15 protein-coding genes are annotated in these 19928 nt (G+C 46.4%); 11 read left to right on the forward strand and 4 right to left on the reverse strand.

The features are described 5' to 3' along the window. The first annotated feature begins 202 nt into the window (after nt 1-202). Together HQM15_08040 and HQM15_08045 are read left to right on the forward strand one after the other, a co-directional pair. The gene (locus tag HQM15_08040) at nt 203-1585 is read left to right on the forward strand and encodes a hypothetical protein (protein MBF0492715.1); all 1383 of its coding nucleotides are present in this window, start codon (nt 203-205) and stop codon (nt 1583-1585) included. After that, nucleotides 1585-2118: a hypothetical protein gene (locus tag HQM15_08045; protein ID MBF0492716.1), complete on the forward strand. Its 534-nt coding sequence runs from the start codon at nt 1585-1587 to the stop codon at nt 2116-2118. Before HQM15_08040 ends, HQM15_08045 begins: the two co-directional genes overlap by 1 nt. Before the next feature lie 563 nt (nt 2119-2681). Here the strand turns inward: HQM15_08045 and HQM15_08050 are convergent. Further along, nucleotides 2682-4055, reverse strand: coding sequence for a replication-associated recombination protein A (locus tag HQM15_08050; protein MBF0492717.1), 1374 nt, complete (start codon nt 4053-4055; stop codon nt 2682-2684). A gap of 16 nt (nt 4056-4071) precedes the next feature. Between HQM15_08050 and recN the strand changes: the two genes are divergently transcribed. The 8 genes from recN to sctV all read left to right on the forward strand — a co-directional run bounded on the left by recN (nt 4072) and on the right by sctV (nt 16523). Continuing rightward, nucleotides 4072-5742: a DNA repair protein RecN gene (gene recN, locus HQM15_08055; GenBank protein MBF0492718.1), complete on the forward strand. Its 1671-nt coding sequence runs from the start codon at nt 4072-4074 to the stop codon at nt 5740-5742. A gap of 191 nt (nt 5743-5933) precedes the next feature. Next, the gene (locus HQM15_08060; protein MBF0492719.1) at nt 5934-7283 is read left to right on the forward strand and encodes a TldD/PmbA family protein; all 1350 of its coding nucleotides are present in this window, start codon (nt 5934-5936) and stop codon (nt 7281-7283) included. Between the two features lie 223 nt (nt 7284-7506). Next, nucleotides 7507-8265 carry a Stp1/IreP family PP2C-type Ser/Thr phosphatase gene (locus tag HQM15_08065; protein MBF0492720.1) on the forward strand — a complete coding sequence of 253 codons (759 nt, stop codon included), beginning with the start codon at nt 7507-7509 and terminating at the stop codon, nt 8263-8265. A gap of 169 nt (nt 8266-8434) precedes the next feature. Further along, nucleotides 8435-9358, forward strand: coding sequence for a peptidoglycan DD-metalloendopeptidase family protein (locus HQM15_08070; GenBank protein ID MBF0492721.1), 924 nt, complete (start codon nt 8435-8437; stop codon nt 9356-9358). Nucleotides 9359-9470: 112 nt separating this feature from the next. Beyond that, a complete protein-coding gene (locus tag HQM15_08075; GenBank protein ID MBF0492722.1) occupies nt 9471-10280 on the forward strand; it encodes a hypothetical protein in 810 nt (269 codons plus the stop codon). 123 nt (nt 10281-10403) lie between these two features. Continuing rightward, entirely contained in the window at nt 10404-13148 is a 2745-nt protein-coding gene (gene secA, locus HQM15_08080; GenBank protein ID MBF0492723.1) for a preprotein translocase subunit SecA, read from the forward strand. A 13-nt stretch (nt 13149-13161) separates the two neighbouring features. Then, complete coding sequence (argJ, locus tag HQM15_08085; protein MBF0492724.1) at nt 13162-14373, forward strand: bifunctional glutamate N-acetyltransferase/amino-acid acetyltransferase ArgJ; 1212 nt, start codon at nt 13162-13164, stop codon at nt 14371-14373. Nucleotides 14374-14408: 35 nt separating this feature from the next. Beyond that, the gene (sctV, locus tag HQM15_08090; GenBank protein MBF0492725.1) at nt 14409-16523 is read left to right on the forward strand and encodes a type III secretion system export apparatus subunit SctV; all 2115 of its coding nucleotides are present in this window, start codon (nt 14409-14411) and stop codon (nt 16521-16523) included. Here the strand turns inward: sctV and HQM15_08095 are convergent. Both HQM15_08095 and hemG read right to left on the reverse strand, forming a co-directional pair. Next, the gene (locus HQM15_08095; GenBank protein ID MBF0492726.1) at nt 16503-17126 is read right to left on the reverse strand and encodes a hypothetical protein; all 624 of its coding nucleotides are present in this window, start codon (nt 17124-17126) and stop codon (nt 16503-16505) included. The genes sctV and HQM15_08095 overlap by 21 nt on opposite strands. Nucleotide 17127: 1 nt before the next feature. Beyond that, entirely contained in the window at nt 17128-18453 is a 1326-nt protein-coding gene (gene hemG, locus HQM15_08100) for a protoporphyrinogen oxidase (GenBank protein MBF0492727.1), read from the reverse strand. Between the two features lie 225 nt (nt 18454-18678). On the opposite strand from hemG, the gene truA reads away from it, so the two are divergent. Continuing rightward, nucleotides 18679-19431, forward strand: coding sequence for a tRNA pseudouridine(38-40) synthase TruA (gene truA / locus HQM15_08105; GenBank protein MBF0492728.1), 753 nt, complete (start codon nt 18679-18681; stop codon nt 19429-19431). Here truA and HQM15_08110 read toward each other — a convergent pair. Then, on the reverse strand, nt 19325-19921 hold the full coding sequence (locus tag HQM15_08110) for a hypothetical protein (protein MBF0492729.1): 597 nt from the start codon (nt 19919-19921) through the stop codon (nt 19325-19327). The genes truA and HQM15_08110 overlap by 107 nt on opposite strands. Nucleotides 19922-19928 lie beyond the last annotated feature (7 nt).

Below are 19928 nucleotides of genomic sequence, written 5' to 3' on the forward strand. Positions count from 1 at the left end.
ATCATAGGCGAGGCTCCTTTCTTGTCCTTTTCAAACCAAGAAATCCTCGCCTTCTTTTTATCTCTAAGCAAAATTAAACTTTCCTTACTTTTTGCTCTTTTTTACCCCCAGTAATTAAATGCATCCAAAACACAAAAACCACGCAACTTTTCTTCATTTTTACCGATAAGTCCTCTGACTTGGATAAATAAGGAGAAAGGGCATGCAAAAGATTCTTCGTTTTTCACAGGAGGCAAGCATTGGCGGAAGTTCCCATCCTCCTCTGCCATTGCAGGCCCAGAGCAGTTCCCAGGGTCCGGGTGTACAGACGGCCTCTTTATCATTCCCTCAACAACCTAGGCATCCCAATTTTATTACACATTGGACCGATGATTTTGTTTTTTTGGCCCACGAGGTACAAAACAGGGTTCTCCCTTATACCAATCCTTTATTTGATTCGGCCCATCATTTTGTCGACAGACATCTGGCCAATACAACACTCAATCATGGCGCTAATGAATTTTTATCTGCGGTGCAGCATCAGGTGCTTACTGCTGATTTTACAATCGAAACGGGCCTGGCCCTGGTCACCTGTACCTTTGGGGGTTCTGTGGCCGGAGCCTTGGGGATCAAAAATCTGCTTTTGAGAGGTCTGGTGGTGCATCTGGCTTCCAGTCGTCTGCGCCAAGGTCTGGAATCACTTTATTACGGCGAAAACAGGATGCATCTGGTGGAGGTGAATCACGATGTGCGTGGGACACTCAACATGGGGGCCGCGGAATATGTGGGGCACTTTGCTCAACCTGTGCTTGCGGCACTTATTCCCGGATCCAGTTTAGTCAGTCAGGGCCTCAGTTATTTGCTGGCCCGTTCTTTGGGCGGGCTCACCATGAGTTTGGGAGCGGTGGCTGAAATTTTGGGGGCTCGTGTCTTGGATGGCTTATTGGGAGTTCATTATTTTGTAGAGCCCCAAAACGATAGCCTCGCCGCCCATTTTACGGTGCAGGCCCTCACAAAATCTTTCTTTAGTGATTTGGGAATGAATGCGGGGGGACATTTTATCGGCCCTGCCCTCCATGCCACGGCAAGGCAACACGATTCTCTTGGCCAGACCTTAAGAGAGCTATTGCCCACAACAAATCTTTCGCGGGTGTTTGCCGCCGGTGGAGTGCTGGGTTTGGGGGCCTTGTTTTTGAGCCATCCGCGGGAGGCCCTGGAACTCTTGGGCGTTGCGACACCTTTTTTGGGAATGGCGATGGCTGGAAAAGAGGGAGCTGATCCAGCAACAGTTCGGAGTTTGGACTCGCTTCTCGAGACTTTGTCCAGAAGACTTGACGATCCTGAAAATCCTGAGCTTACGCCTGAAGTGATTCGCTCTGTCTTTGGGGATGAAGGTCTCAATAAAATAATCAGAGGGCCAACCCCTCTCACTGAATCTGAGCAGACAAGTTTGATTGCCATGCTGGAGAGATATTCCGACGAGGAGTCTGAGTTAGAGCTTGCTGAACGCGCTCTTGCTGCGATGGAAGGTCTCTTTAGAAGGGGAGATTTGGAGGAAGCCCAGGAGCAGGGCTTAGGCCAGACGGGCTCAATCCTGATCGCCTAATGAATGCTCTCAGTTTTATCATTCTTGAGTACTATTATCAGAACCCTACTCGCGCGAAGACTGGCGAGGCAACTGCAACCAATTTCCGGGAGATCATTGAAACTCATGGGGCTTTTGGGGATTGTCTCCCTCTTTACAGGCTATTGCTGGTAAGTCTTCTCGGCAGCAAAGCGTCATCCTCATCTTGGCCAGGATTTGGCGATTTCATTGAGGAAGTTGCGAGAGAGAATATCCGCCCTGTTCCTCGGTCGAATGGTACGTTTCCTTTGGCCGATCGGAATAGCGTTGAAGCTTTTATCCGTCGGGTCTATGTCTTGTGCGAAGTTTTGCAGGCTGTGCAGTGGTGTCAAAAGGCCTTAACCGACACCCTGGGCCCACGGATTCTCGACCTTTTCCCCCGGCCTCCTGCTGGTTTTGTTACTACACCGCTAAGTGACAGAGGGGATGGATCTATCGCTCTTGAACAGTTTCTCAAAAACCAATCCGAGGATTTGTATGAGCTCTACCGTCGTGCCGGGTTCTTTGGTGGATGACATCCTTTTGACTTATTGACTCTGCTGTTCCTCCCCTTAAGCTAAGGGGAGGTTAGGAGGGGTTATGGAAGATCTTGCTGAACTCAAAAATACTGTAATTTGCACGGTTTTCCATAACTCCCCCAACCCCCTCTTAGCTTAAGAGGGGGCAATACCAAAAGATGTGTAGATACCTATGCCCACAAGGGGAGAGGGGATTTTTGTGTAACCGATTATTACAAATATCGCGTAACATGACTTATTGACTCAGCTTGCGCGACAATTTTTACTTTGCCTAAAATTTTTAAGTTTTATACGTTCGCTTCAAAACCAAACGTATAAAAACTATGCCAAAATATTTTGAACCTTTACTCCCCAGCACCCTTACCCGTTATACCGAACTTTTGCAGCAGGAGCGAAAGCTCTATTCGAATTTTTGATTGCAGAGAGGAAAGGGGATCTCCTGCTCGCTTGGGAAGATTTAAAAACAAGAGGGAAAAAATGGAAAGATCCTGTGCTTAAAAAATTGCAGCTCTTTGCAAAAGAAGAAAAGAGCTGGGATTGGGGGTGGATGGGTTAGATTTTTAGAGGGGAGAGGAAAATGGGAATCTTATCTTTTTTGAAGCACTTTTCAAATACTCCCGAATCACTTTTTCATATCCTTTTTCCTTGGGTAAGTAATAAACCTTCTCTTTCAATTCGTCCGGCAGATGTTGTTGCTCGGGGCTCAGGCCTTCTTGGTCATGGGCATATTGGTAGCCTTTTCCATAATCCAATTCTTTCATCAACTTCGTCGGAGCATTCCGCAAATGCAGAGGGGGAGGCAGTGCGCCGTATTTTTCCAGATCGGCTTTTGCGAATTTATAAGCCATATAGCTGGCATTGCTTTTGGGGGCCGAAGCCAAATAGGTGGCGGCATGGGCCAGCGGGATCCATCCTTCGGGCATGCCTACAAAATGAAAGGCTTGTTGGGCAGCGATAGCAACTTGTATGGCTTGCGGGTCGGCGTTGCCCACATCTTCCGACGCAAAGATTACCATGCGTCTGGCGACAAACAGGGGATCTTCGCCGGCTTCCAGCATCCTTGCTAAATAATAAACGGCGGCGTCGGGGTCAGAACCTCGCATGCTTTTGATGAAGGCCGAGATGACATTGTAATGATCTTCCCCTTTTTTATCATAAAGCAGGGTTTTCTTTTGCAGGGCCTCACTCAAGATCTTTTCATCCAACACCAGATCTTTATTTTGAGCTTGAGACCCCAGGGCCTTGGCATACATCACCGAAATTTCCACTGCCCCCAATAAACGCCGCGCATCGCCTTGGGCATAATCGACAATAAAGTTTTCGGCTTCCGGGCTTAGTTTTATTTTGCTTACTCCAAAAATAGTTTCAGTATCGTGCAAGGCCTGCTGAATCAGCTTTTTGAGGTCTTGAGGTTCCAGGGGTTTCAAGACAAAGACACGACTGCGGGAAAGCAGAGGGGCAATCACTTCAAACGAGGGGTTCTCCGTGGTGGCACCGATCATCAAAATATCACCAGACTCCACATGCGGTAAAAAGGCATCTTGCTGGGCTTTATTGAGGCGATGAATCTCATCCACAAACAAAATAGTAGACTTGCCAAACATTTTGAAATTATTTTTGGCCTTTTCGATCAGTTCTCGGGCCTCTTTGATACCAGAAAGTACGGCGGAGAAAAATTCAAAATTTCGTTTGGTTGTGTGAGCAATCAAATGGCCCAGGCTGGTTTTACCACTCCCCGGAGGTCCCCATAAAATAAGGGAAGGCAGGGTGTCACTTTCAATCAAAGTGCGCAGCACCGCGCCGGGAGCGATCAGATGCTGTTGCCCCACGAAATCGTCCAGGTTTTTAGGCCGTAGGCGTTCCGCCAGGGGAGCCTGAGAAGAGGAATGTCTAGAAGTTTGATTTTTAGTTTGCCAGTCAAATAGATCAGACATAATTTGAGCTAGGAATATGCTCAACTTTTTGTCCATTAAAAACTTGGCGATTATTGACAGCCTTGAGATCCAATTTCAAGAGGGGCTCACTATTTTGTCCGGCGAAACCGGGGCAGGGAAGTCTATCGTCTTGCAGGCCATTTCCTTGCTTTTGGGTGAAAAGTCCTCGAGTGATTATGTGCGCAGTGGAGAAGAAGAGTGTCTCATTCAAGCGGTCTTTGAGTTTCCTGAAAACTCATCCTTAGCCACTTCTTTTGGAGAAGAACTGCGCATCAAACGCAGTATTCATCGCAATGGGAAAACCCGGGTCTGGCTTAATGAGGAGCTGTCTTCAGTCTCCCAGCTCCAAAAAATTTCTTCCGATTTGGTGGAGTATATTTCTCAACACGAGTCCAGTCGCCTGTTCGATGAAAATTATGCCCGTGAAATTCTGGATGCCGAAGGCGGCTATGCAGAAACACTGCTGGCTTATCAGGAAATTTTTCGAGCCTATCAAAGTGCCCAGGAAGAATTGGAACAGCTCAAAAAGAAATTTCTGGATTTTCAGCAAAAGCAGGATTTTTACAAATTTCAGTTGAAAGAATTGGAAGAGGCCCGGCTTAAATCGGGTGAGGAAGAAGAACTGCTGCAGAAACGAAAACTGCTACAGCACGGCTCCAAAATGGCCGAAGCCTTGCAAAGCGCGGATGGTCTGCTTTACTCCGGAAAGGCCTCTGCGATTGAGAACCTCGCCAAGGCAAAGACAGCACTGCTCAAAATTACGGGCATAGATAATAAGCTGGATAAAAAAATCAGCCAGCTTCAAAATTTAAGTACCGAATTTGAAGACCTCGTCCGCGACCTCAGTCTTTATGCCTCTCATATCGAATACGACGACACTGCCTTGACCCGGCTGGAAGATCGGCTCGAGCAATTGAGTCGTCTCAAAAAGAAATATGCGAGCGAAATCGATGTGCTGATCTTGAAACAAGAAGAACTGAAAGGCCTGCTCACGCATTTGGAAAATCAGGAAGATCTGACGATTGAACTCAAAAAGAAGATCGTGCTGCTTAAAAAAGATCTTCTTCAAAAAGCGAAAGAGCTGAGTGCTGTTCGGCTCAAGGCCGCGGAGAAGTTTTCCAAGATTGTGCAAAATCAATTGCAGGATTTGGCGCTTCCGAAGGCCAGTTTTGTCTTGCGCGTAGTCCCTTGGGCCGGGGCATGGGAAGGAGAAGAGTTGGAGAAAAAAATATCCATCCACGGGGCCGACCAGATTGATTTTACTTTTGCCCCCAATGTGGGCGAAGAGGCCAAAAAACTTTCGGACATTGCTTCCGGCGGCGAACTTTCGAGGGTTATTTTAGCCCTGCGTACTGTCCTGCAAAAGGCAAGGCTTTGCGGAACCTTTATTTTTGATGAAATCGATTCCGGCATGAGCGGGACTGCAGCGGAAGTGGTGGGAAAGAAAATTTTTTCCTTGTCTCAAAAGACCCAAGTGATTTGCGTCACGCACCTGCCTCAGGTGGCCAGTTTAGGCCCTCAGCATTATTTCTTATACAAGATTGAAAAGGCGGGTAGGACTTATACCCAACTCAAAATATTGGAGGGAAAACCCAGGGAAGAAGAGATTGCCCGCATGTTTGCCGGTCAGAAAATTACCGCGGAAGCCTTGGCGCATGCGCAGAAATTGTTGAATCCTGTTGCGTGACAATTTTAATTCCCCACCCTCTCCCTAGACGGGAGAGGGCAGGGAGAGGGTGCATAATAGAAAAGTACAATATTTGAATTGCATTGAGATATAAGGTACTTTCTATAATTCCCCCTCTCCCCAACCCTCCCCCGCCAAGGGGGGAGGGAGTGCGGACTCGAATATCGCGTAACATGACTTACTAAGAAAAAATGTCTAATACAAATTTCAAAAACATTTTCAAAAAAATCAAAAATAAATTTCACTCTCATCCAAAAGTAGAATTTGAACTCTTCTACGTCTACGAACATAATCTGGAAATTGAAGTGAAAGATCAAAAACTCGACACCTTTGAATCGGCTGATACTTATGGTTTGGGCCTGCGGGTTTTAAAAGAGGGGCAGTTGGGTTTTTCTTATACCAGCGATTTTGGCGAGGCTTCTTTGCAGCGTTGTGTCGATTCTGCCCTGCAAATCTTGCCCTATGCCGCCAAGAATGAGTCTCTTTATTTTCAGACCGCCTATGCCTTGCCCCCCATGGATTTGCTCGATTACGATGTGAATTTCAAAAGTCATCCCCCGGCGTTCTTTACTCAAAAAGCCATGGAGCTTGAAAAGGCGGCCTTGTCTTATCACCCTCTCATTAAACATGTGCGGGGCGCCTCGGCCTCCGCCACATTGACTGAAATTTGTTTGGCGAACTCTTTGGGCTTGGAGCTGAATCATCAAAAGACGCTTTCCATTCTTTCGCTGATGGCCGTCGCGGAAGAAGGGGACGAAGCAGAATCGGCGTATGAGTTTGGTTTTAGTCCCTTCGTTGAAAAACTGGATCCTTCAAATATTGGTGAAAAAGCGGCAAAAAAAGCGGCGGCGTATTTGGGAGGGCAGGAGGGAAAAAATTATCAGGGTCCAGCCTTGTTGGATTCTTCTGTCGTCTCGGATATTTTTGATGTACTGGCCCCCAGTTTTTATGCAGATCACGTCTTTAAAAAGCAATCGATGCTTGTCGACAAGCAAAACCAGCAAGTGTTTTCCCCTCTTTTAACACTTCTGGATAATCCCCTGCTTACTTCTGGGGCAGGCTCTTTTCCTTTCGATGCAGAAGGGGTTTTGGGTTCTGAAAAAAAATTACTCCGGCAGGGAATTGTGCAAGACTTTCTTGCCGATAAAGAATATCAGCGGAGAATGGGTTTGAAGGCAGCGGGATCCAGTCATCGGGACAGCTATAAAAAATTACCCCATCTGAATTATTCGAATCTCTATTTGGAAAAAGGGGAATTGAACTTTGAAAAATTACTTAAAAAAATGGAAAAAGGCGTTTATATAACAGAATTAATAGGCATGCACACCGCCAACGCTGTTTCTGGAGATTTTTCGGTGGGGGCCCAGGGTTTTTGGGTAGAGAAGGGGGAGATTGCCTATCCCCTCAAGCAAATGGCTATTTCTGGAAACTTGAAAAGGATGTTGGGCTCTATAGAAGCTGTTGGAAATGATCTGAGATTTTATTTTAGATTGGGAACCCCGTCTATTTTGCTTTCTCATTTAGATGTTGCTGGTGCTTGAGTGTTGAATTTTTTCTCCCTCTCCCTTGACGGGAGAGGGCAGGGAGAGGGTGATAGATTGAAAAGTACCTTATTTTAATCACTTTGAAATATAAGGGAAATTCATTATACCCCCTCTCCCCAACCCTCCCCCTCCGAGGGGGGAGGGAGTTCGAACTTAAATATTGAGTAACGTAATTTACTTAGCTTGAGTTATTACTATTTTTTCGGGAGAATCAGTGGATATGAAAGTGAAATCTTACGGCCTATCTAATGTTGGAATGAAACGCTCCCAAAATGAGGACAGCTATTTGGTGAACGACGACTTATCTTTGTATGTGGTTGCTGATGGAATGGGTGGACATTTGGGAGGCGAATTTGCTTCCCGATTAACGGTATCCACTATCGAAGAAGTCATCTCTCGGCTTTCCAATCCGGAGGCAACTCAAATTCATGGGGTCAATGGAGAAGCTAATGTCTACGGGGAGCGACTTCGCTTTGCCATTAGTGAGGCCAGTAAACGTGTTTTTGAGCAGGCTCAGTACGATGAAACCCTAAAAGGGATGGGCACCACCACCGTTGCTATCCTTTTGGATAGAAAAAACGCCTATGTGGCTAATGTGGGAGATTCACGTGCCTACTTGGTTCGAGATCATGAAATCGAACAAATCACCGAAGACCATTCCCTGGTTTCCGAACAAATTAAAGCAGGCCTCATTAACCCCGAGGACGCCCGGGGGCATCGCTTTAAGAATATCATCACTCGATCCGTGGGGTATCAAGAAGAGGTGCAGAGCGATTTGGTGGTAGAGGCGCTTCAGGTGGGAGATAGGATTTTGCTTTGTTCCGATGGGCTCTCCAATATGCTTGAGGATGACGATTTACTCGACATTATCGGGCAATGCCCTCTTAAAGAAGCCTGTGAAAAACTGATTTTACTTGCCAATCAACGTGGGGGGGATGACAACATTACCGCTGTTATTATAGAAGTATTAGATTCCTAATTTGGTAACAACCACTCGATAAACAACAAATATATAGAATATATGCATGAGGGCTTCTGTCTGCCTTAGGGCTTGACGAGCCCTCTCTTTTTTTGATATCGGCGTTTAGCCGAAGAAAACCTAGCAACTTAATTTGTATTGCTGCCGAGAATTAGGAAGAGAGGGATTTATGAGCCAGTACAGCATCTTGGTGATTCCTGAGAATCATTTAGAATCGAAGCGGTTTCAGCTGAGTAAGTCGAGCATCCACCTAGGGATCAGCTTTGCTGCTTTATTTCTTATTTTTTTCACCTTCATGACTTGGGGATTTATCCATTACCGCAGTCTCGCGAAGAATGTTGCAACGTTGAGCGGGGGCGAAGAACGTTATCGCTCCGAACTGCTTGGAAAAATAAATCAGTTGGAAAATTCTCTGAACCGCACCCAGCAATTTGCCTCGCGCGTGGAAAGTTTAGCGGGGGTGGATGCCGGTAAACTCAAGATAGGGGTCGGTCCTATTCATGATTCAGACAACATCAAGTCTTACCTCGACAAACTCAAAGAATTGCCTAAGTCTAGCGATGAAGAGTTGAGCGCGGGTTCTGATCAATTCTACAACAGGCTTTCTGTAAAAATGGAAGACCTCACCGAGTTTGCCAATTCTTTGGAAATCCGCGCCAACGAAGTGTATGAGCTTTCTCAAGACAAGCTTTCTTATTGGGCCTCTACTCCCTCTTTTCTACCGGTCAATGGTTGGATCACCAGTGATTTTGGGATGCGTACTTCTCCCATCTCGGGCTCGGCCAAATTTCATGAAGGCCTAGACATTGCAGCGCCCATTGGTTCACCCATTTATGCCCCCTCGGATGCAGTGGTTTCTTTTGCGGGCCATAAAGGCGGATACGGTTTGGCCCTAAATCTCGATCATGGTTACGGAGTGTCCACGCTTTTTGGACACACCTCCAATATCTACGTGAAAGAAGGCGAGAAGGTAAAACGCGGCCAACTGATTGCCAGCGTGGGAAATAGCGGTTCTTCCACGGGGCCTCATCTGCACTACGAGGTCCACGTTGACGGTGTGCCTACCGATCCTATGAAATTTGTGTTGAGATAGTTAGCAACCTTTCCCAATAAACTCCGATAATCTTCTAGTCGGTGCCCCCATTTTTGTAGGGGCGATCCCTCCGTGGTCGCCCGTAATTTGGCATTTTATAATCAGAACTCTCATGCCTTTCTCCGTTTCTCAAAATACAATTTCCCCTTCTCAAGCTCTAGCGCGTCCACGCGCTGCACAGCCCAATTTATCCACTCTACCGAGTGAACAATCTTTAACAATTTTTGGCGAGTTTTGTCAGAGAACTGCAACTCTGACACACCAGGTTTTTGCCGCGCAGATTCAGCCTCGCAGTCATGCCTTGTTTCAGTCTGCAGAAAGTTTTGTTCAAAGCTATACTGCAGCGGGATCATCCGTCGCTGTTACCGTTCAAGAGGTTCTGCATACGCTCGATCAAGAAGTAATTACTCCCGATTTTTTTCTGCACACCGGCCTGGCTTTATTCACCTGCACGGCAGCCAGCACCTTGGCCTCCACCGTTTTTTCTTCCAGATTTTTACTGCGCTCTATCGCTACCGCTTTAGCCATGCGCTACGCCGAAGAAGGGGTAGCAACTCTAAGAACGGGAGAGAATCATTTTCATCTTTTTCAGACCGAGCAAGATTTAGGGGCTTGTAGCAATGTGGTGTTTGCCGGATTATTTGGCGCCATGGCTCAGCGCCTGCCTTTGGGATTTATTTTATCGAGGATGGCTGGGGCCCTGGGTATGAGCGTGGGCGGCGCAGGGGCGATTGGATTTTTCAGACTCGCCAATCTTGTTTCTCAACACTTGGGATCATCTTTTAGATTCGCCTCCGCCGATCAAGGTGTCCGCGATCAATTTCATGCCCGACAACTCACTCATAATTTTGCCAGCGATGTCTGTTTTAATTTGGGGCACAGTGCGGGGCATCTAGTTCGTGAAAGAATCCCTGCACATTAAATTTCTAAAGTATCCCTCCCAAAAACCCTTCAGCTTTCTTTTGACTCTCCAAAAAAATTGCGTTAATTCCACTCCTCATTTTATTGATTTGCCTGTGACTTCATCAAACAAAAGGAAGATTTCATGTTCTTTGCCGCCTTTGCCAGAAAAATTTTTGGGACCAGAAACGATAGAGAATTGAAGCGTATTGGTCCTACCATTATCCAAATCAACGATCTCGAAGCTCAGATTCAAAAGCTTTCCGATACTGAACTCCAACAAAAAACCTTTGAATTCAAAAGCCGCCTCGAAAAAGGGGAGACCCTTAACAATCTTTTACCCGAGGCCTTTGCCGTCTGCCGTGAGGCTTCGCAGCGTGCGCTGGGGATGCGACACTACGATTGTCAGCTCATCGGCGGTATGGTGCTGCACGAAGGTAAAATCGCCGAAATGAAAACCGGTGAAGGAAAAACCTTGGTGGCCACTTTGGCGGTGTATCTGAATGCGCTGGAAGGCAAAGGCGTACATGTTGTGACAGTGAACGATTACCTTGCCAAGCGTGACTCGGAGTGGATGGGCCGTCTGTATCGCTTTTTGGGCCTCAGCGTAGGCAATATTGTTCACGGTTTAAACGACGAAGAGCGCCGTCAGAATTACGCAGCGGATATTACCTATGGAACCAATAACGAATTTGGTTTCGATTATCTGCGCGACAACATGAAGTTTGATCTCAGTCAGTGCGTACAGCGCCAGCTGCATTATGCGGTGGTGGATGAAGTGGATAGTATCCTCATTGATGAGGCGCGAACGCCACTGATTATTTCGGGTCCCTCCGAAGAATCGACCGATAAATATGCACGCATCGATCGCATTATTCCCAATTTAAAAGCGGTAACCGATTATACGATTGATGAAAAAAGCCGTACCGCGGTGCTCATCGAAGAAGGCGTCTCTCACGTCGAAAAACTGTTGAACGTAGGAAATTTATATGAGCCCGAAAACATGGAACTGGTACATCATGTGAATCAGGCCTTGCGCGCTCACGCCTTGTACAAGCGCGATGTTGATTATGTGGTGAAAGAGGGCGAAGTTATTATTGTCGACGAATTTACCGGTCGACTGATGCCTGGAAGACGTTGGAGCGACGGTCTGCATCAAGCGATAGAAGCCAAAGAAAAAGTGACCATCGAAAATGAAAATCAGACACTGGCCACCATTTCTTTTCAAAACTATTTCCGCATGTACAAAAAACTCTCCGGTATGACGGGCACTGCCGATACCGAAGCCGCGGAATTCAGTAAAATTTACAATCTGGAAGTCATGGTGATGCCCACCAATCGTGCCATGATTCGCGAAGACGAAGCGGATCTTATTTACAAAAATGAAAAAGGGAAATTCAGGGCCGTCATCAACGAAATTGAAGAGTGTTATAAAAAAGGCCAACCCGTGTTGGTGGGAACCATTTCCATCGAAAAATCCGAAGAACTGGCTGCGATGCTTTCACGCCGCGGGATTCCTCATCATGTCCTCAACGCCAAACAACACGAAAAAGAAGCGGAAATTGTGGCTCAGGCGGGTCGTTTTGGGGCCCTCACCATCTCCACTAACATGGCGGGACGTGGAACCGATATCTTGCTCGGAGGCAATCCCGAATTTTTAGCGCGCTCCAAAGTGGGTAAAGAGGCCATCGAAGAAGTTTATCAGGTGGCGCTGATCGATTTTAAAAAGCAGTGTGAAGTGGAAAAACAAAAGGTGATTGAAGCGGGAGGTCTGCGTATTTTGGGCACCGAGCGCCATGAGTCCCGTCGTATTGACAATCAGTTGCGGGGTCGCGCGGGACGACAGGGCGACCCCGGTTCTTCGCGTTTTTATATCTCCTTGCAAGATGATTTGATGAGAATTTTTGGTTCGGACCGTATTTCAAGCATGATGGAGCGTCTGGGCATGGAAGAAGACGAACCCATTTTTCATCCCTGGATTTCCAAGGCGATCGAAAATGCGCAAAAGAAAGTGGAGGCGCACAATTTTGATATTCGAAAAAATTTAATCGAGTTTGACGATGTGATGAACCAGCAACGCAGCACCGTCTACAAATTACGCAACGAGATTTTATCCGGCCTTGAGCTGAAAGAAAAAGTGACGGACTTCGTGGATCAACACGTGGACGCGCTTTCCCAGGAATTTCAGCCTGCCAAAGGGGAAGAATGGAATTGGAGAGGCCTGGAAGATCGCCTCTATAAAACCTATGGTTTCTGGTACGAAGAGCTCAAGACCTTGGCCCCTGAAGTTTCCAGCGATGAAGTGGGTGAAAAAATTTACAATAAGATGATCGATGTCTATGAAGAACGGGAGAAGCAGTACACCCCTGCTGTAGTGCGCCATATTGAACGGATTATCTTGTTACAAACTTTGGATACGCTCTGGAAAGATCATCTGTTGAACATGGATCATTTGCGCGAAGGCATTGGCCTGCGGGGTTACGCCCAGAAAGATCCCATCATCGAATATAAAAAAGAGGGTTTTCGTTTGTTTGAAAACATGATGCTGCAGTTGGCGGAAGATAGTCTGGAAAAGCTTTATCGGGTGCAGATCAGTTTGGAATCCAGAGATCCAAATGAGGGAAATGCGGAAAGTTCGGTCTTTACAGATAAACTGCCTACATCTGAAGCGACTCCAGTAGAATCGGGAATCAGTTTTTCAAGGCCCCTGCAAAGTCTTCAAAATCAAAGCTCTCAAAATCGCAGTATGCCCATGACTTACTCGCATGGGAATAAGACCTCAGAAAATAAAGTGACGGGATCTCAACAACGGGAAACTCCCAAGGTGGGACGCAATGACCCTTGCCCTTGCGGCAGTGGGGAAAAATATAAGAAGTGTCATGGGAAGTAGGAGAAATACAAATATGTCCGACAAAAAAATCATCACCCAAGTAAAAGGCTTTCAATTTGCCGGCGTGTATTGCGGCATAAAGGAAAGCTCCAAAAAAATGGATCTGGCGCTGATCTATTCCACGGTGCCAGCCATCGCGGTGGCTTCTTTCACCACTAATTTGGCCAAGGCGGCTCCTGTTTTAGTGGATGAAATTCAAATGAAGGGGGGCAAGGCGCAGGCGATTCTCATCAACAGTGGAAATGCCAATGCCTGCACTGGCGACAAAGGCCTGCAGAATGCCTGGAGCATGTTGAAGCAAACCGCGCAGCAATTGAATATTTCCGAAAAACTGGTGCTCATTTCTTCTACGGGAAAAATTGGAGTTCAACTTCCTCTCAAAAAAATTTCTGAGGGAATCAAACAAATTACCCCTCAACTCTCCCCTTTGTCTTTAGAAGATGCAGCCAAGGCCATTCTCACCACCGATCTCTTTCCCAAGTTTTACGGCGTAAAGGCAAAATGTGCCGGCAAAGAATATAGCCTTATCGCCTTTTCCAAAGGGGCAGGCATGATAGAACCGGCCATGAAACACGCCACCATGTTGGGTTATTTTATGACCGATTTGAATATCGCTAGACCTCTGCTGCGTAAAATTTTTAGCAGGGTCATCGATAGAACTTTCAATCGCATCAGTGTGGATGGCGACATGTCCACCAACGACACGGCCATTCTCTTGGCGAATGGCCTGGCTGAAAATGAACTCCTGAAAGAAATGAATAGCGATGCTGAAATCTTTGAAAAAAAGTTGGAAGAAGTAGCCCGTTACTTGGCCATCAAAATGGTAGAAGACGGCGAAGGCGCCACCAAAGTGGTAGAGATTAACATTGAAGGCGCCAAAAATGAAAAAGAGGCCAGACTCGCTGCCTACGCGGTCGCCCGATCGGAGCTGGTGAAAACTTCTTTTTTTGGACAGGATCCCAACTGGGGCCGTGTTTTTGCGGCCGTCGGTTATTCAGGCGCAACTTTCGACCCCAAACAGGTCGATATTTATTATGGTAAGGTCAAGCTGGTTTCGAAGGGCATCGCTGTGCAAGGAAAGTCGGAAGCCAAGGCCCATCAAATCATGAAGGCCCCTTATTTTACGGTGCGTGTCCAACTGAATCAGGGAAATGGTTTTTTCAGGGTTTGGACCAGCGATTTGAATTACAATTATGTGAAGATTAATGCAGAATACAGGACTTAAGTTCTCGGTAAAAAAACCGTTCCTACCTTTACACGATGAAATTTCAATTCAGCAAAGTTAATGATTTTCTTTCCAAACACAGTGATCTTTCCCTTGCGGGAATGGTCATGGTGGTGTTGGCCCTGATCTTTGTTCCACTTCCCATCCCCCTGAACAACCTGCTCATTGGTTGTAACTTAGGGCTAAGCGTACTTATTTTACTGGTTTCTCTTTATATTACCGATCCGCTCAAACTCGCTTCCTTTCCTACCATTTTGTTAATGACCACTATTTTTCGTTTGGGGCTCAATATTGCTTCTACCCGACTTATTTTGACTCAAGCCAATGCCGGTGGAATCATCGATAAAATTGCTGAGTTGGTGATTGGGGGAAGTGAAGTTGTGGGTTTCATACTCTTCATCATCATCACCTTGGTAAATTTCATCGTCGTGGCCAAAGGTGCCGAGCGTGTCTCGGAAGTAGGCGCTCGTTTCACACTGGATGCCATGCCTGGCAAGCAGATGAGTATTGATGCCGATTTGCGGGCAGGGGTCATTAATATGGAGCAGGCCATGGAACGACGTTCCATCTTGCAACGGGAAGCCCAGATGTATGGTGCCATGGATGGTGCCATGAAGTTTGTTAAAGGAGATGCTATTGCCGGTATTATTATTACCGTCATCAATCTCATCGGCGGTTTTCTCATCGGAATGTTGGGGAGAGATTTGGATGCCCTTCAATCGCTACACACTTATAGTCGACTGACCATCGGAGATGGCATTGGGGCACAAATTCCGGCCTTAATGATTTCACTGGCAGCCGGTGTAGTGGTCACTCGCGTGGGTGCTGGAGATAAAGGCGAAACCAATTTGGGTCGTGATATTGTAGGGCAGATGACGGCCTATCCCAAACCCTATATCATTGGTTCAGTCATTTTTGCCTTAATGGCCGCAGCGATGTTGGAACCGGCCTTTTTGTTTGTTTCTATTGGATTGGGGGCCATGGCATTTTTTCAGACCCGAGGTAAAAAAGTTGAAACCCAGGAAATGGCGGATGTGCCCAAAGAACAGGTCATCAAAAAGGCCATTGAAAAACATCCCGATATTCTGCCTTTCATTATGCCTTCTCCCGTTTCCCTTGAAGTAGGGGAGGCCATCATTCCCTGGGTGGATGACAGTCAGGACGGCGGGCGCTTTATCAACGAGCTTATCCCACTATTACGTCATGGTCTCTATTATGAATTGGGTGTTAACTTTCCAGGGATCCAGGTGCGAGGACAAAATGTAGATCTGGAACCTGAAAGTTATGTGATCAACATCAACGAGGTCCCCGTTGCCAAAGGCCGGATTTATCGCGGCTGTATTTTGGTGGGTGAACCTCTGGAACAACTTTCGCTCTTTAATATCAAAGGGGTCGAAACTATTCACCCGGTTGATGGATCCATCGTGACCTGGATAGCCGAAGAACACAAAGAAACTGCGGTGCAGGCGGGATTCAGAATGTGGGATGTGTCCGAATATCTCATTTTGCATTTGTCTTATCTGCTTCGAAAACATGCGCACGAATTTTTGGGCCTGCAGGAGATTCAGACTTTACTCAACGAACTGGAAAAGTCGCATCCGGCACTCATCAAAGAATTGGTGCCCAAGGTGATTACCGTCTTGCAGCTTTCCGAAATTTTTCAACGCCTGGTTCAAGAGGAAATTTCCATTCGCGATTTAAAATCCATCTTTTCTACTCTGGCTCAATGGGCCGAGGTGGAACGAAATACTTTGGTACTCACCGAACACATTCGAGGGGGATTGAAACGCTACATCACTCACCGATATGCCGGCCATGCCAATACCCTGGCGGTTTACCTGTTAGATCCTGAAATTGAAGACATGGTACGCAATGCTATCCGTAGCACCGAAAAAGGAAACTATCTGGCACTGGAGCCCGAGTACACCCAAGAAATCGTAGAGGCGGTTGGTAAAGAAATCGCTTCGCATCCTTTTCCTCCCGGTGCCCGTCCTCCGGTTATTTTAACCACCGCTGAAATTCGGCGTTACTTCAGAAAAATTATCGAACTGGAATTCCCTCAACTGGCGGTGCTTTCTTATCAGGAGCTGGCAGAGAACCTGCGCATACAGCCCATTGCGCGCATTGCCCTAATGCGGCAAGCGGCGTAACCCTTCCTCACCCCCCGCCCACTCCTTTTTCCCCTTACGAAATACCTCAGGCTGAGGCTTTTCGGCTCTTAGAATTTTTTCCTCATGCTTGCTTCTTCCAATTTCTGCGGGATAGGCGCTGGCATTCCAGAACAGGCTTTGATAGCCATGGACAACTTTTTTTTCGGAATTCAAATCGATTTCAATCAGGGCATTAAAAGACAGTTCTACGGCTGAAAAAGCCAGGCGCATCAAGGCTTCAGAACGATCGGGACAATTCACGACATTCACTTTAGTTTTTGAGCGTCTCAATACCGGAGTTTGGGTGACCTTCTTGAAAAATAAACTTACCTGTTTTGCCTGTTCCATTTTTTTGGAATATTCCTGCAGCGCTGGAAGCACCTGTTGATCGTAGCAAGGGACACAATAAGCATTGTGCCGAAGGAATTCGGGGATGGAATTTAGAAATGAAAAAGAGGAGTCTTCAACAAATTGAAGGCAATCTTTGCAAAATAAATTTTGACAAATTCCACAGTGGAGATTGCTTTTAAGAGAGGCCTTTTCCTGACGGCAAAATGAGCAAACCAAGGGCTTTGTGTGAGTTTGAGTGGATATTTTTGGCATGCTATTTTGTAACTCCCACTGCATAGGTCACTGTTTTAGGCATGCTGATCCCTCCGATAAAATTACCGGCCAACTTGAGAGTAGGAGTCTGTGAGAGGGCTTGCTGCAAGGTCTTGAGGATCTTTCCATAACCTAAGGCATATTGAGGAATGGCTTTCGAGTGCTTACGCAGCTGCAAAATGGAAGGGGTTGAAGAAAGTGTAAAAAGGTCCTGGATTTCTTCCGAGACGATGGCGCGGATTTGAGACTCTTCTGCTTCAACAAGATCACGCCTGCGCACACCGCCTGCATAAGCAGTGAGATAATGATTTTCCTGGTCTCCAAAAAGAGAGGGGAAAACGGAGGAGTTCCACAAGACTCCCAAAATTCGCCTCTTTTCCATCGAGGGAAGGAGAATTCCAAAACCTTCGAAGGGATAATTTTCTTTTTTGGGCACTTTAAGATGGACCGTCACCACAGGCGCATAGTCAATCTGCGACAGGGCTTGAGAGGCGTCTGGCAAAGATTTCTTCAACAGTGCAGCAGAGACATAAGCGGGTGTGGTGAGATAGAGATTTTTTGTTTCGTATTCATTCTGATCTGTGAGAACTTGAAAAGTTTGGCCTTGAGGGAGGATCTCTTGCACCTGTTCACCCAGATGCAGCCGTTCCTTTCCTAATTTTTCCTCGGCCTTCTGAAAGAGCGAAGCTAATCCTTGTTTGAGTTCATAAGATTTGGGGACTGCCTTTGCTGTCTTTCGTTGGGAGATCAGGTGGCGGATGAGTGAAGAGGATTTTGCCTCGGCCTCAGCCATGGTCGGCATGGCCTCTGGAAGTGAAAGCGCCGCGGCATCCCCCGCGTAGATCCCGGAGACAAAGGGATCAGCAAAAGAATCAGCGACTTCCAGCCCAAAGTGTCTCACAAAAAAATCACGGATGGATTCTTCGTCCTTCATTTTTGCAGGCACATAAAGGGCCTCTTTCAAAAATCTTATTTTTCCCCTCAAGGACAGGGCCTGGGTTGAGAGGATCTCCGGTGGTCCGGCCGGTAGACGAATAATTTTCCCCTTTTTGAGTATGTATCGAAAGTGGGCAGCAGTGCTGGGTTCCAGAAGGTCTTCTTTCATTCCCAGCATTTCCAAAAGATCAAAAATATCGTCGGTCTGATTGGTGAAAGAATTGGGGCCAAACTCGAAGCAGGCCTCAGGCGTCAGCAGGGTGTCAATTTTGCCGCCCAGCCTCGAAGCGGATTCGAGAACACAGAATTCTTTTCCCTGGTTCAGGAGATGAACGGCAATGGTGGTCCCGGCTAGCCCTCCCCCAATCACAAGATTATCAATTTGGATCATGTGGCCTCTCTTCGGTGTGGATCAATCTCTTTGACATAGAAAATTTTACCTAGCATAGATTTGGCGCATAAATCCATCGACATCCCATTTATTTTTCAGAAAGATTAATATGAATTTTCAAACCTGGTTTACTGCGCAACATCCCCAAATTTCTCAGGCCTCTGCAGAGGCCGTTTTAAAACTGTGTACGAGTTTCATAAAAAATGGGTAACGATGTCCCAGAATATGAAAAATTATAAACTCATCCTCCAATACCATGGTGCCGGTTTTTGTGGCTGGCAGATGCAGAATGATAAGATTTCGATCCAAAGCGAGCTGATTCGAGCTCTCGAAAAAATTTTTCGACAAAAAATTACTGTGATTGCCTCAGGTCGCACGGATGCGGGAGTGCACGCTCTGGGGCAGGTGGTTTCATTCCGATGTGAAGGGGGGCTGACAAAAGATCGATTAAAAGCGGCGATTAATTTTTATTTGGGGCCTGAAATTATTGTGAGCAAAATTGAAGAGGTAGATTTCGATTTTCACGCTCAAAAAGATGCCAAGCAAAAGCTGTATCGCTATCTCATTCTCAATCAGACACTTCCGCATCCTTTGCTTATCGACGCGACCTGGCATGTGCCTTTCAAAATAAATTGGAAGCTTGTTCAGGCAGGGCTGAAGCTTCTCGAGGGCAAAAAAGATTTTAGGGCCTTTCAGTCGGTGGGCACTCCGGTGAAATCCACTGTACGTACGCTTTTTTCAGCAAAGCTTAAAAAAATAAAAACTCCTTACGAAGTTTCTCTGTACGCCATCGAGTGGATTGCGGACGGTTTTCTCAAACAGATGGTTCGCAATATGGTGGGAACGCTGGTGGATGTGGGTCGAGGTAAAATCAGCCTGGACCAATTGGAAGAAGTACTCCGCTCTTGTGATCGTAAAAAAGCTGGCCCCGCTGCACCCGCTCAGGGCTTGTATTTAGTGAAAGTGGACTATTTCTAAACCCATTTCTCCGCTCCTTGATTTTATTTCTCTCTTGAGGCCCGGGGTCGTCCTTGCTTTTCAAAAAATCAGCAGGTCGATGAGCTGCATGGCATTGAAAACAATCGTTGCTCAGTTTATCAAAGCCTTCATAAATCTTTTTATCTTTCTTTTTGGAGAGTTTTTTCAGCTCTGTTACTTGACTTGACACATTGGCAGTATATTGCTTGTAGACCTCATCTTTATCTAATTTCTGCATTTCGTGAATGATATTCTCGATCTCTTTGATAGAAACATCAATAGTTTCCCAATCGGGCTGTTTTTCTTTCACTCTTAAGATTTCAAGTCCTGCCACCAAACTACCAAAACGATACATCGATTTTTTGAGATCTTGGATGACCTGAGGATTTGAATCCAGTATAATTGCAGGTCCGGAGATAAGTGTGTGGCACAGAATTAGAGTTAAGGAAAATAGAGCGATTACAGTCAGAAATGTTTTTATTTTTTTCATAAGAAGC

Source organism: Deltaproteobacteria bacterium, assembly GCA_015233135.1.
In the GTDB taxonomy this organism is placed as follows: domain Bacteria; phylum UBA10199; class UBA10199; order JADFYH01; family JADFYH01; genus JADFYH01.